Raw genomic sequence first — 13,927 nt, forward strand, 5'->3', positions numbered from 1 at the left:
AAAAAAGCGATGAGCGCTGCGCACTCAAGCGGGAGCAAGCTCCCTCGCCACAAAAGCACATCCGACTGCCTGAAAAACCCATCCAAGGGAACATCAATCTGTCACGCCGGTCGGTTACATCATGAGCTGTCGCGGGCCGCACGACGGATGTGTGCAAAAACGCGACATTTTTAGTTGATCTCAGGCCCCTCACGCCCTAAAGTTCGCGCCGAACGTCCATGCTGGAAACGATCCATCCGGCTCAAGTACTGACGACGAGACAGCAAGGCCAAGGGAATCACGCATCCCGTGGCCTTTTTTGCTTTCGGCGACATGCCTTGGGAAGTAGGCGAACCAAAGTGGGGATACGGAGGACGTTCACGAGGGCTGCTTGCCCTCACACCCATTGATCCTGATGTTTGCCAGTAGGAGTCCCAAGTATGTCGATCCAGGTCGAAGATTATTTCGCGCGCGAAACTTTCCAGAAAATGAAAGCGTTCGCCGACAAGCAGGAAACCCCGTTCGTGGTGATCGACACCGCGATGATCGCCCAGGCCTATGATGACCTGCGCGCCGGTTTCGAATTCGCCAAGGTGTATTACGCCGTCAAGGCCAACCCGGCGGTGGAAATCATCGACCTGCTCAAGGATAAAGGCTCGAACTTCGACATCGCCTCGATCTATGAGCTGGATAAGGTCATGAGCCGTGGCGTCGGCCCGGACCAGATCAGCTACGGCAACACCATCAAGAAATCCCGCGACATTCGCTACTTCTACGAGAAGGGCGTGCGCCTGTATGCCACCGACTCCGAAGCCGACCTGCGCAACATCGCCAAGGCCGCGCCGGGCTCGAAAGTCTATGTACGGATCCTCACCGAAGGCTCGACCACCGCTGACTGGCCGTTGTCGCGCAAGTTCGGCTGCCAGACCGACATGGCCATGGACCTGCTGATCCTGGCCCGCGACCTGGGCCTGGTGCCGTACGGCATTTCGTTCCACGTCGGCTCGCAACAGCGCGACATCAGCGTTTGGGACGCGGCGATCGCCAAGGTCAAAGTGATCTTCGAGCGCCTGAAAGAAGAAGACGGCATCGTCCTGAAGCTGATCAACATGGGTGGCGGCTTCCCGGCCAACTACATCACCCGCACCAACAGCCTGGAAACCTACGCCGAGGAAATCATCCGTTTCCTCAAGGAAGACTTCGGCGACGACCTGCCGGAAATCATCCTGGAGCCGGGCCGTTCGTTGATCGCCAACGCCGGCATCCTGGTCAGCGAAGTGGTGCTGGTGGCGCGTAAATCGCGTACCGCCGTCGAGCGTTGGGTGTACACGGACGTGGGCAAGTTCTCCGGCCTGATCGAAACCATGGACGAAGCCATCAAGTTCCCGATCTGGACCGAGAAGAAAGGCGAGATGGAAGAAGTGGTCATCGCCGGCCCGACCTGCGACAGCGCCGACATCATGTATGAAAACTACAAGTATGGTTTGCCGTTGAACCTGGCTATTGGGGATCGCCTGTATTGGCTGTCGACCGGGGCCTATACCACTAGCTACAGCGCGGTGGAATTCAATGGTTTTCCGCCGCTGAAATCGTTCTACGTGTGATGTGTTCGGGCGCTTGAACGTCCATCGTTCCGGCCCTGTCGCGTAATAAAAAACGGCGTTTTCCAGAAATGGAAAGCGCCGTTTTTTTGTTTTTATTCTTGATAAGACCGAGTTCCCCCTGTGGGACTTTGCCGCTCACCTCATCACTGTTCGGCAACTTTTGGGTGTGTTTATGAATGCTTCTCGATAACACACGGCATAATGCACGCCTTGATGAACAGTAAATGAACAAGGCGAGCGACGTGTTGAAGAAAACCCTGTTCCAGTTGCACTGGTTTTTCGGCATCAGTGCCGGGCTGGTCCTGGCGTTGATGGGCGTTACCGGGGCGGTGGTGTCGTTCCAGGATGAAATCCTGCGGGCCTTGAACCCGCAAGTGCTGATGGTCGAGAAACAACCGGCCGGCGTCCTGCCGCCCGCCGAACTGGTGGAACAGATCGAGGCTGCCTCCGGCAAGACCGTCGCCATGCTCTGGGTCGAGACCGACAGCGGCAACGCCGCGCGGGTGATCTTCGCGGCGCCGCCTGGGGAAAAACGTGGCGCCATGCGCTATTTCAACCCTTACAACGGGCAGTTCATGGGCGATGTGACGGGCCAGGACTTCTTCGGCTTGATGCTCAGGTTGCACCGCGTCCTGACCCTGGATGATGTCGGTCGGCAAATCACTGGTGCCTGCACGCTGATCCTGGTGTTTTTCTGCCTGTCCGGGCTGTACCTGCGTTGGCCGCGCCAATGGAAAAGCTGGCGCGCCTGGCTGACCCTCGACTGGGGGAAAAAGGGCCGGAGCTTCAATTGGGACCTGCATTCGGTGGCGGGCACCTGGTGCCTGGCGTTCTATCTACTGGCGGCACTGACCGGGCTGACCTGGTCCTACGACTGGTACAACAAAGGCGTGACCCGCCTGCTTTCCGATTCACCGAAAGAGGAACGGGTGCGCAATCGCGGCCCGGCACCCAGCGGCCCATTGCCCGTGGCCGATTACCGGGCCATGTGGAGCAGCATCTACAGCGCCGCCGGCCCGGGCCTGTCCACCTACAACGTGCGCATGCCGCCCGTGGCCGGGCAGCCGGCGACCGTGTTCTACCTGCTGAAAAACTCACCTCACGACCGGGCGCTGAACCAGCTCATCCTCGACCCAGCCACCGGCGTCATCAGCCGGCATAGCCGCTACAGCGACAAGAGCCTCAAGGCGCAGTTGCTGACCAGTGTCTATGCCCTGCATATCGGCAGCTACTTCGGCCTGGTCGGGCGGATCCTGGTGACCGTCGCCGCGCTGGCCATGCCGCTGTTCTTCATCACCGGCTGGTTGCTGTACCTGGACCGCCGCCGCAAGAAACACCAGGCCAGAAACGCCCGCCAGGCCCTGAGCGCCAACCCGACCGATGCGCCGGCCTGGCTGATCGGCTTCGCCAGCCAAAGCGGTTTCGCCGAGCGACTGGCCTGGCAGACCGCCGGCCAACTCCAGGCCGCCGGCTTGCCGGTGAAGGTCCAGCCATTGGCCGGTGTGCGTGAGCAGGACCTGAACGACGCCACCCACGCGCTGTTTGTCGTCAGCACCTTTGGCGACGGCGAAGGGCCGGACAGTGCCCGCGGCTTCGAACGCAAGGTGCTGGGCCAGGCCTTGAGCCTGGAGCGCCTGCAGTATTCGGTGCTGGGCCTGGGTGACCGGCAATATGAACACTTCTGCGGTTTCGCCCGGCGCCTGCATGCCTGGCTGGCGGAACACGGCGGCAAGACACTGTTCGCGCCGGTGGAAGTCGACAGCGGCGACCCTTACGCCCTGCGTCACTGGCAACAACAATTGGCGGAGCTGACCGGCCAAGCCCCGTTGGACACTTGGCAGGCGCCAAGCTTCGAAAACTGGACGCTCAGCCAGCGCACCCTGCTCAACCCCGACAGCAGCGGCTCGGGGGTATACCTGCTGGGCTTCACCGCACCCGGCCCAAGCAGTTGGCTGGCCGGTGACCTGGTGGAAATCCTGCCGCGCAATGACCTGTCGGCCATCGAGCACTTCCTCGACGGGCTCGGCCTCTCCGGCCACGCGCGCGTGCAAATCGATGGCCTGTCCCAGAGCCTCGACCAGGCCCTGGCGACCCGCCAACTCCCGGAAAACCGCGCCCACCTGGTCGGCCTGCATGCCCAGGCACTGGTGGATGCCCTGGCACCGCTGGCGATACGCGAGTATTCCATCGCCTCGATACCGGCCGACGGTGTACTGGAACTGATCGTGCGTCAGGAACGTCACGCCGACGGCAACCTGGGCGTCGGTTCCGGCTGGCTGACCGAACACGCACCACTGGGCAGCGCCGTCAGCCTGCGGCTGCGCCGCAACAGCAGCTTCCACCTGCCGGCCCAGGGTGTGCCGCTGATCCTGCTGGGCAACGGCACCGGCCTGGCCGGCCTGCGCAGCCTGCTCAAGGCGCGCGTCACCGAGGGCATGCAGCGCAACTGGCTGCTGTTTGGCGAGCGCAACCGCGAACACGACTTCCACTGCCGCGATGACTTGCAGGAATGGGTGACCTCCGGCGACCTGGAACGCCTGGACCTGGCCTTCTCCCGGGATCAGAAGCAGAAAATCTACGTCCAGGACCGTCTGCTGGAATCGGCCGCGCTGCTCAAGCAATGGGTGGCCGACGGCGCGGCGATCTATGTTTGCGGCAGCTTGCAGGGCATGGCATCCGGGGTGGATCACGTGCTCAACAACGTGCTGGGGCGCGAGGAAGTGGAGCGCCTGATCGAGCAGGGGCGGTATCGGCGGGATGTCTACTGATCCTGACCGCAACATCAACCCTGTGGGAGCAAGCTCGCTCCCACATGGGTTTTGTGGCGGGCTTTAGATTCAAACCGGCTGCAACTTCTTCTCGAACACCGCCACCCCTTCCAGATCCCGCAACACCACACTCATCTCCCCGCTCGGTCCATCGATGTTCACCTCGCCAAAGAATTGATACCCGGCGAACGGCGAGGTGTTCTGGGTCGGGGGCGCTTTCTGGAACACCACCTCAGGACCGAAGGTCTTGTCCAGGGTGTTGGGCCCGAAGCTGCCGGCGTTCAATGGCCCGGCGACGAACTCCCAGAATGGTTCGAAATCCTGGAACGCGGCATGTTCGGGGTGGTAGTGATGAGCGGCGCAATAGTGGACGTCGGCGGTGAGCCAGACATAGTTGCGCACCTGATGCTTGCGCAGATAACCCAGCAATTCGGCGATCTCCACTTCCCGCCCCTGGGCAGCGCCCGGATCACCGTTGGCGACCGCTTCCCAACGCGGCACCCCGGGGCTGACCTCGCCATCCGGCACCCCCAGGCCGATGGGCATGTCGGCGGCGATGACTTTCCACTGGGCACGGGATTGCTTCAATTCGCGCTTGAGCCAATTCAACTGCTCACGCCCCAGGAACGGCTTGGCCGCGCCGAGATTGGCGTCGTTGGCTTCGCGGTAACTGCGCATGTCCAGCACGAACACATCCAGCAGCGGCCCATAACCGAGCTTGCGGTAGATCCGCCCGCCGCCGTCGGCTTTCTGCCGGCGCATCGGTGCGTATTCCAGCCAGGCCTGTCGCGCACGTCCCACGAGGCTGTGGATATCCTTGGTCTGGTAGCGCTCGTCCAGTTGCTTGCCCGGCGACCAGTTGTTGACCACCTCATGGTCGTCCCACTGCCAGATCTGCGGCACTTCGGCGTTGAAGCGGCGAACGTTTTCATCCATCAGGTTGTAGCGATAGTTGCCACGATACTCATCCAGGGTTTCGGCGACCTTGCTCTTGGCGTCTGTGGTGAGGTTGCGCCAGATGCGCCCACCCTCGACGGTGATTTGCGCCGGCACCGGGCCGTCGGCGTAGATGGTGTCGCCACTGTGGATAAAGAAATCCGGCAGGCGCAGGCGCATCGCTTCGTAGATGCGCATGCCGCCGATGTCCGGGTTGATGCCGAAGCCCTGGCCGACGGTGTCGCCGCTCCAGACAAAACGAATGTTGCGCTTGAACTGTGGCACGCTGCGCAGGTGACCCAGCCAAGGTTCGCTGGCAACCCCGCTTTGGGCGTCTTCGAAATGCACCCGGTAGAAAATCGCCTGGTCGCGGGGCAGCCCGGTGAGTTCGACCCGGGCGGTGAAATCGCTGCGAGCGTCGGCCAGGGGCGAGACGAAGCGGCGGGGATTGCTGAACTGGCTGCGAGTGTCCCACTCCACCACCATCCGCGCCGGACGGTCGCTGCGGCTCCAGATCATCGCCCGGTCGCCCTGCAAGTCGCCGGACTGCACACCGTCGGTGAGCACCGGACGATCCTTGACCGAAGCCATCACCGCCGGCGCCAGCCCCGGCAACAACAACCCCGCGCCCACGGCTTGCATCACACGACGACGGCCCAGGTCGAATTCGCTCATGGTGTTCTCCCTTGAAATGGGAAAACTTAAGCATGGCTGTGTGAAGTGGGTGTGACAGGGATCTTGTGCGCCCCCCCGCTCCCACAGGTAATGCTGTTCACTTAAGGCCATCGACAAACCCGTGGCGAGGGAGCTTGCTCCCGCTGGGCTGCGAAGCGGCCCCTAAACCCGCCAAACGCGCAGCATCAGACACACCGCACCCGCCGGTTTACGACTGCTTCGCAGCCCAGCGGTAGCAAGCTCCCTCGCCACAGGTCCACCATTTTCTCAAGTGAACAGCATTAGGCTCCCACTGGGGGATTTCATGGCTTCAAAGGAGTCTCAGGCCTTCGCCGGCTCCAACGCCATCTCCACCACCTCAGGCCGCTTGAGCAGCGCATACGCCACCCCCGTCAGCAGGCTCCCCGCCACGATCGCCAGCAAGTACAACAGCGCGTGGTTGATGGCGTTGGGAATCAGCATCACGAACAGGCCGCCGTGGGGGGCCATGAGCTTGCAACCGAAGTACATCGACAGCGCACCGGTCAGCGCGCCGCCGGCGATGCTCGCCGGGATCACCCGCAACGGATCCTTGGCGGCGAACGGAATCGCGCCTTCGGAAATGAAGCACAGCCCCAACACCAGCGCCGCTTTACCGGCCTCGCGCTCGGTCTGGGCGAATTTGCGCCGGGCGATGAAGGTGGCGATGCCCAGGCCAATCGGCGGCACCATACCGGCGGCCATGGTCGCGGCCATCGGTGCATAACTCTGGGAAGCCAGCAGCCCCACCGAAAACGCGTAGGCGGCCTTGTTGATCGGCCCACCGAGGTCGACGCACATCATCGCCCCCAGCAGCACGCCCAGCAGGATCGCGTTGGTGGTACCCATGCTGTCGAGGAAGTGGGTCAAGGCTTCGAGCATGCCCGCTACCGGCTTGCCGACGATGTAGATCATCACCAGGCCGGTAATCAGGCTCGCCAGCAGCGGGATGATCAGGATCGGCTTAAGCGCTTCCAGGCTCTGGGGCAGACGCGCGTAGCGGTTTATCGCCTTGGCCACGTAACCGGCCAGGAAACCAGCGATAATCCCGCCAATGAAGCCGGCGCCCAGGGTGCTCGCCAGCATCCCGCCGATCATCCCCGGCGCCAGGCCCGGACGGTCGGCGATGGAATAGGCGATGTAGCCGGCCAGCAGCGGCACCATCAATTTGAACGCGGTGTCGCCGCCGATCTGCATCAGCGCGGCCGCCAGCGTGCCGGGTTCCTTGAAGGCGGTGATGCCGAATACAAACGACAAGGCGATCAACAGACCACCGGCCACCACCATCGGCAGCATGAACGACACGCCCGTCAGCAGGTGCTTGTAGACGCCGGTCTTCTCCGACTTGGCCGGAGCGCTGGCACCGCTCGACGCGCTTTCCTGGCGACCTTCGACCAGTGCTTTGTTCAGTGTCGCTTCGGCCTGTTTCAAGGCGATGCCCGTGCTGCAGCGGTAGATCTTCTTGCCGGCAAAACGCTCGGTGGCGACTTCGATGTCAGTCGCCAGCAACACCACGTCTGCCTCGGCGATGGCCTCGGCGCTCAACGGATTGCGTGCACCGACCGAGCCCTGGGTTTCCACTTGCAGGTCGTAGCCGAGCTTCGTCGCCGCCTGCTGCAAGGCTTCGGCGGCCATGAAGGTGTGGGCAACGCCCGTTGGGCATGCGGTGATGGCAACCAGGCGCGGCGCACGGTCGGTCGACACCGCGGGGGCCTGCTCCACGACATCCGAGGCGAGAAAAACCTCGGCCTCTTCGGCGCCACGCCGCAGCACCGAATCGACGTCTTGCAGGGCCAGGGCCGGGGTGCTGCGGAACAGGCGTTTGCCGACGAACCGCGACATGTCCACCGGGCCGCTGGCAACCAGCAAGACCCACTCGGCTGCTTCGAGGGTCGCCGCCGACAACTGGCGTTCCGGATGGGCAGCGTCGTGGACTTCAACACTGGTGCTCCAACCCTGGCGCTGCGCCGCGGCGTCCAACAGGCGGGCGCACAACACACTGGTGACCATGCCGTTGGGGCAGGCCGTCACAATGGCTAGTTTCATTCTTGCTAACCCTCTTATTGTTCTGTCAGGGGGCGCACGCGCACGCCCTGTTCAAGCGACGCCAGCAACGCGGTGTCGTGGATGCCAAAACCGATCTGCGTGACCGCCATGGCAGCGATGGCCGTAGCAGTGCGCAGCGTCTGTTCCGGGGTGTCGGCGCTGAGCAGGCCGTGCAGCATGCCCGCCAGCAGCGAATCCCCGGCACCCACGGTGCTGGCGACGCTGACCTTGGGTGGCGAAGCATGCAGCGCCGCACCGACGCTGAACCAATTCACGCCATCGGCGCCGTGGGAAATCACCACATGTTCGACACCCTGGGCATGCAGGTGCTGCGCCGCTTGCGCCTGGGCCGCTTCGCTCACCACCTCGCAACCCAGCGCGTCGGCCAGCTCCTCGGTGTTCGGCTTGATCAGCCACGGCCCCGCCGCCAGGGCGACGCGCAAGGCTTCGCCACTGGTGTCGAGGGCCACGTTCAGACCGAGTGTTTTCAAGCGCGTGATCAACGCCTGCAACCACTGCGGGCTGACGCCCCGGGGCAAGCTGCCCGCCACCACAACCACGTCGTGACCGGGGGCGATTTGCTCAAGACGCGCCAGCAAAGCCTGCTGTGCGGCTTCATCAACCACCGGGCCCGGGCCGTTGAGGTCAGTGATGCGTCCGTCCTGCTCAGCCAGTTTGATATTGCTGCGAGTTTCGCCGGGAACACGGATAAAAGCATCGACAAATCCACGCTGGGCAAACAGCGTCTCGAACACCTGGGCATTGTCTTCGCCCAGAAAACCACTGACCGTCAGCGTATGGCCGAGATCGGCCAACACCTGAGCCACGTTCACGCCCTTGCCGGCGGCGTGGGCGTGCATGCCGTCGCTGCGGTTGACCTGGCCCGGCTCCAGGCGCGTCAACTCCACCGTGAGGTCGAGCGCCGGGTTGAGGGTCAGGGTAAGAATCTTCGCCATTACAGCGCCTCCACTAATGCGCGCACGTCATCGGCGCTGCCCACGGCCAAGGCCTCTTGGGCCAGGTTTTGTACTTGCGCCAGGCTCAGTTCGCGAACCCGCGCCTTGACCTCGGCGATGCTGCGGGCCGAGACACTCAGTTCGTCCACGCCCAGACCCACCAGCACCGGCACCGCCAGTGGGTCGGCCGCCAATTCACCACACACACCAACCCATTTGCCATGGGCATGGGCAGCGCGCACGGTGATGTCGATCAGTTGCAGCACCGCCGGGTGCAAGCCATCGGCCTGGGCCGAAAGGGTCGGGTGACCCCGGTCGATGGCCAGGGTGTATTGCGTCAGGTCGTTGGTGCCGACGCTGAAGAAGTCGACTTCCTTGGCCAGCACGGGCGCGAGCAACGCAGCGGACGGCACTTCGATCATGATCCCCAGTTGCAGGTCCGCCACGGGGATTTCCTGGCGCAGGCGCTCGGTCATGGCCCGGGCCTGGCGCCACTCATCGACACTGCCCACCATCGGGAACATGATCCGCAACGGACGGTTGTCCGCCGAACGCAACAGGGCACGCAGTTGCGCTTCCATGACCTGCGGGCGCTGCAAGGTCAGGCGAATGCCACGCACGCCGAGGAACGGGTTTTCTTCTTTCGCGATCGGCCAGTACGGCAGCGGCTTGTCGCCGCCGACATCGAGGGTGCGCACCACCAGCGGTCGACCGGCCAGGCCGTCGAGCACCTTGCGGTATTCGGCTTCCTGGGTCGCTTCGTCCGGCGCCTGGCTGTGGGCCATGAAAATCAGTTCGGTGCGCAACAGGCCGATGCCTTCGGCGCCCTGCTCCACCGCACCGGCGACACCGGCGCTTTCGCCAATGTTGGCAAACACTTCCACGGCATGACCGTCACGGGTCAGCGCCGGTTCGTGACGCTGCTCGGCGGCGACCTTGAGACGCTGTTCGCGGGTATCGCGTTCTTCCTTGGCACGCTGCAACGTGGCGGCGTCAGGGTCCACGTGCAGGCGACCGCGCTGGCCATCCAGCAGCAAGGACGTGCCCGGCGCCAGCAGCAACACCGCCGCACCGGCGCCCACCAGCGCCGGAATGCCCAAGGCCCGGGCGACGATGGCGCTGTGGGCAGTGGCGCCGCCACGGGCGGTGAGAATCCCCGCCACCCGGGTCGGGTCCAGGCGGGCCACGTCGGACGGGCCGACTTCGTCCATCACCAGGATGTAGGGTTGATCGGGTTCGTTCGGGGTTTCGACACCGCACAGTTGCGCCAGCACGCGACGGCCGACGTCTCGCAGATCGGCGGCACGTTCGGCCAGCAGGGCGTCCTGCAAGGCTTCCTGTTCTTTCGCGGCGGCTTCAACCACCCCCATCCAGGCCGCTTGCGCACTCTCGCCCAGCTTCAAGCGAGTGTCGACTTCGTCGCTCAGCTCCGGGTCGTCGAGCATTTCCTGGTGGGTGATGAAGATCTCGCGGATGGCCTTGGCCTTGGCGCGTTCAATCAAGCCTTGGATATCGCGGCGCACCTGGCTCAAGGCGTTTTGCAGGCGCTCGCGCTCGATGGCCGCCGATTCACCGCGCAACGGGTAGTCGATGGCCTGCAGTACCTGGATATGGGCCGGGCCGATGGCGATGCCCGGGGCGGCGGCGACAGCCTGGATCAGGCTGCCGGATTCGGGCGCCAGCATGACGGTCGCGACCTCGGCCATCACGGTTTCCCGTGGCGCACTCGGTGGCGGTAGCGGTTCGACCTCTTCGCCCAGGCCTTCTTCGATGGCAGCCAGCAATGCCGGCAACGCGTCGTTGGCAATGCTCGGTTCGGCAATGAACTCCAGGACCTGGCCGCGACGGGCACCCAGGCTCAACAGCTTGCTCAGGCTCTTGGCCGACACGGCGCTGTCCTGGCCGTCGACGATGCGCACACGGATTTCGCCTTCGAAGCTTTTCGCCAACTGGGCGAGGATCTTCGCCGGGCGTGCATGCAGGCCATGGGCATTGGCCAGGCCGATGCGCGCGCTGGGCCAGTCGGCGGGCAGTTCACCGCCGAGCACTTCCAGCACCTTGCGGCTGCTGGTGGCGCGACCGAGCTCGTGACCGCGGCCTTCGATCAGCAAGGCGCAGAGCCTTTCCAGCAGAGCCTGGTGAGCTTCGCCGAGGCTGGCGAGGCAGAACAGCCCGCTCAACGGTTGGCCCAGGTAACGGATGGGCTTGTCCGGGGTGACGAACGCCAGGCCCGGACGCTTGACGGTCTGTTCGCTGTGCAGCCACCACAAGCCATCGCCCAGGGGCAGCGCATCGACTTGCTGCAACACCCCGGCAAAGCCATTGCTCACGCAATCGGCTTGACGCAACAGCCGCGCGCCGCGCCATACCAGTTCTTCAAAGTCGTCAGCCGACACACCGAGGCCGATCATCTGGGCATCCAGGGCCAGTTCCTGCGGTGCGCCTTGCAGCAGCTTCAGCAACGCTTCGGCGGAACCGGCCCGGCGCAGAGCCTGGCCCAGGTCAGTCTCGCCGAGGGCGCGGGTCAGCAGTTGCAGCAAGCGCAGGTGTTCGTCGGACTTGGCCGCAATGCCGATCGCCAGGTAGACGATCTGACCATCGCCCCAATCCACGCCCTCAGGGAATTGCAGCAGGCGCACGCCGGTCGAATGCACCAGGTCGCGGGTCTGCGGGGTGCCGTGGGGGATGGCAATACCTTGGCCAAGAAAGGTCGAGCCCTGGGCTTCGCGAGCCTGCAAGCCGGCGAGGTAACCCTCAGCCACCAAGCCATCGGCCACCAGTTTGTCGGCGAGCAGTTGCAGTGCAGCGTCTTTATCCACAGCCGTCTGAGCCATGGATATCTGCTCTAGAGTGAGCTCGAGCATGCTTTCTCCTTTTTGGCGTCCGGTTGGCGCCAGGTATTGTTTTGAATGAATCAGCTTAGCGTTGCAGGATGATTTTTGGCGTGATCGCGGCAGAAGGGCCAAAAATCCTGCTAGCCTTGAAAATACGCTTGCTGAAACGTTTAATCTAGAAAGATTGGCACGTTACTCGATAATCTCTCATCCTTGAAGTGCAACTTGTCGTAAGCGCGTGGACGGTGACCGTCAGCTTGAATCGGGTAGGATGGCCCTTATCGTCGGGGCTAACTCGAAAAAACAAGGAAAACCGGGTTGAAACTCAGTGATATTGCCCAACTGGCCGGTGTGTCCGTGACCACCGCCAGCTATGTCATCAACGGCAAGGCCGAACAGCAACGCATCAGCAGCGCCACCGTCGAACGGGTGCGGGCGGTGGTCCAGGAACACGGCTTCACGCCCAATCCCCAGGCCGCCGGGCTGCGCAGCCGCCACACCCGTACCCTGGGCTTCATCCTGCCTGACCTGGAAAACCCCAGTTACGCACGCATCGCCAAGCTGCTGGAGCAGGGGGCGCGGGAACGGGGCTATCAGTTGCTGATCGCCAGTTCCGACGACGCACCTGACAGCGAACGGCAACTCCTGCAGTTGTTCCGCGCCCGGCGCTGCGATGCACTGATCGTCGCCAGTTGCCTGCCGGCCGGCGACGACAGCTACCTGCAGTTGCAGGCCAAGGGCATTCCGATCATCGCCATCGACCGGGTCATGGACCCTGCGCGGTTCTGCTCGGTGATCAGCGATGATCGCCAGGCCAGCCTGCAACTGACGCGCAGCCTGCTGGAAACCCATCCGCGACAAATCGCGCTGATCAGTGCCCGCCCCGAGCTGAGCATCAGCCAGGAACGGACCGCTGGTTTCAACGAGGCGTTGGCCGGTTTCGAAGGCCAGGTGCTGATCGAGCACGGCGAATCGTTCAGCCGTGAATGCGGCCGTCAATTGATGGATGAAATGCTCGCGCGCCTGGGGCACTTGCCCGATGCGTTGATCACTACCTCCTATGTACTGCTGCAAGGGGTGTTCGACGCCCTGCACGACTTCCCGCTCAAGTCGCGGCCGCTGCGCCTGGGCACGTTCGGTGACACGCAGTTGCTGGACTTCCTGCCGCTGCCGGTCAACGCCATGTCCCAACAACATCAACTGATCGCCGACAAGGCCTTGGAACTGGCGCTGGCAGCCATCGAAAACGATGATTACCAGCCAGGCGTGCAGGCCATCGCGCGGACGTTCAAGCAGCGTATTCACCAGAGCTGAAGCTTCTTCAGGATTGATGCATGGAGTTGATCGATACCCACACCCACCTGGATTTTCCAGATTTTGACGCGGACCGCCCGGCCCTGCTGGCCGAAAGCCGCGCCTTGGGCGTGCGGCAAATGGTGGTACTGGGCGTTTACCGGGACAACTGGCAGCGGGTCTGGGACCTGGTGCAAAGCGACCCGGACCTGCATGCCGCCCTGGGCCTGCACCCGGTGTATCTTGATCAGCACCGCCCCGACGACGTGGCGCTACTGCGCGAGTGGCTGAGCCGCCTGGCCGGGCATCGGCAATTGTGTGCCGTGGGGGAAATCGGCCTCGACTACTACATCGAAACCCTCGACCGTGAGCGCCAACAAACGCTGTTCGAGGCGCAACTACAGCTGGCCGCGGAATTCGAACTGCCGGCACTGATCCACGTGCGCCGCAGCCATGCCGCCGTGATCGCCACCCTCAAGCGCTTCGGCCTGAAACGCACGGGGATCATCCACGCGTTCGCCGGCAGCCTTGAGGAGGCCCGCGAGTACATCAAGCTCGGCTTCAAGCTCGGCCTGGGCGGCGCCGCGACCTGGCCCCAGGCCCTGCGCATGCACCGGGTGCTGGCGAAATTGCCGCTGGACGCGGTGGTGCTGGAAACCGATTCCCCGGACATGGCCCCGGCGATGTTCCCGGGCCAGCGCAACAGCCCGGCGCATTTACCGGCCATCTGCGAGGCACTGGCGCAGATCATGACCGTCAGACCAGAACAACTGGCTGAGGCCAGCACCACCAACGCCCGCGATTTGTTTGGTTGGTAG

8 protein-coding genes are annotated in these 13,927 nt (G+C 63.6%); 4 read left to right on the forward strand and 4 right to left on the reverse strand.

The window, feature by feature from the left end; all coding sequences use genetic code 11:
* The first annotated feature begins 419 nt into the window (after positions 1–419).
* Both BLT00_RS19870 and BLT00_RS19875 read left to right on the forward strand, forming a co-directional pair.
* Positions 420–1,583: a type III PLP-dependent enzyme gene (locus BLT00_RS19870; protein ID WP_072341133.1), complete on the forward strand. Its 1,164-nt coding sequence runs from the start codon at positions 420–422 to the stop codon at positions 1,581–1,583.
* Between the two features lie 242 nt (positions 1,584–1,825).
* Complete coding sequence (locus BLT00_RS19875; RefSeq protein ID WP_175456233.1) at positions 1,826–4,351, forward strand: PepSY domain-containing protein; 2,526 nt, start codon at positions 1,826–1,828, stop codon at positions 4,349–4,351.
* A gap of 69 nt (positions 4,352–4,420) precedes the next feature.
* On the opposite strand, the gene BLT00_RS19880 is transcribed toward BLT00_RS19875, so the two are convergent.
* The 4 genes from BLT00_RS19880 to ptsP form a co-directional block, all read right to left on the reverse strand.
* Positions 4,421–5,962 (reverse strand): alkaline phosphatase D family protein, encoded by a 1,542-nt coding sequence (locus BLT00_RS19880; protein ID WP_092146097.1) that lies wholly within the window; start codon positions 5,960–5,962, stop codon positions 4,421–4,423.
* 321 nt (positions 5,963–6,283) lie between these two features.
* Positions 6,284–8,026 carry a PTS fructose-like transporter subunit IIB gene (locus BLT00_RS19885; RefSeq protein WP_092146099.1) on the reverse strand — a complete coding sequence of 581 codons (1,743 nt, stop codon included), beginning with the start codon at positions 8,024–8,026 and terminating at the stop codon, positions 6,284–6,286.
* A gap of 14 nt (positions 8,027–8,040) precedes the next feature.
* Positions 8,041–8,982, reverse strand: coding sequence for a 1-phosphofructokinase (gene pfkB / locus BLT00_RS19890; protein WP_063322970.1), 942 nt, complete (start codon positions 8,980–8,982; stop codon positions 8,041–8,043).
* A complete protein-coding gene (gene ptsP / locus BLT00_RS19895) occupies positions 8,982–11,846 on the reverse strand; it encodes a phosphoenolpyruvate--protein phosphotransferase (protein ID WP_092146100.1) in 2,865 nt (954 codons plus the stop codon). The genes pfkB and ptsP overlap by 1 nt, the downstream gene beginning before the upstream one ends.
* A gap of 288 nt (positions 11,847–12,134) precedes the next feature.
* Here ptsP and cra point away from each other — a divergent pair, with 288 nt between their 5' ends.
* Both cra and BLT00_RS19905 read left to right on the forward strand, forming a co-directional pair.
* Positions 12,135–13,130, forward strand: a complete 996-nt coding sequence (gene cra, locus BLT00_RS19900) for a catabolite repressor/activator (protein WP_092146102.1) — start codon at positions 12,135–12,137, stop codon at positions 13,128–13,130.
* A gap of 20 nt (positions 13,131–13,150) precedes the next feature.
* Complete coding sequence (locus tag BLT00_RS19905; protein ID WP_063322973.1) at positions 13,151–13,927, forward strand: TatD family hydrolase; 777 nt, start codon at positions 13,151–13,153, stop codon at positions 13,925–13,927.

Origin of the sequence: Pseudomonas sp. NFACC51 (assembly GCF_900103575.1) — a bacterium.
Taxonomy (GTDB): Bacteria; Pseudomonadota; Gammaproteobacteria; order Pseudomonadales; family Pseudomonadaceae; genus Aquipseudomonas; species Aquipseudomonas fluorescens_Q.

Bases quoted from the DNA above. Each gene is read 5' to 3' on its own strand.
- BLT00_RS19870 (WP_072341133.1), top strand. From the start codon at position 420: ATGTCGATCCAGGTCGAAGATTATTTCGCGCGCGAAACTTTCCAGAAA.
- BLT00_RS19880 (WP_092146097.1), bottom strand. From the start codon at position 5,962: ATGAGCGAATTCGACCTGGGCCGTCGTCGTGTGATGCAAGCCGTGGGC.
- BLT00_RS19885 (WP_092146099.1), bottom strand. From the start codon at position 8,026: ATGAAACTAGCCATTGTGACGGCCTGCCCCAACGGCATGGTCACCAGT.
- pfkB (WP_063322970.1), bottom strand. From the start codon at position 8,982: ATGGCGAAGATTCTTACCCTGACCCTCAACCCGGCGCTCGACCTCACG.
- ptsP (WP_092146100.1), bottom strand. From the start codon at position 11,846: ATGCTCGAGCTCACTCTAGAGCAGATATCCATGGCTCAGACGGCTGTG.
- BLT00_RS19905 (WP_063322973.1), top strand. From the start codon at position 13,151: ATGGAGTTGATCGATACCCACACCCACCTGGATTTTCCAGATTTTGAC.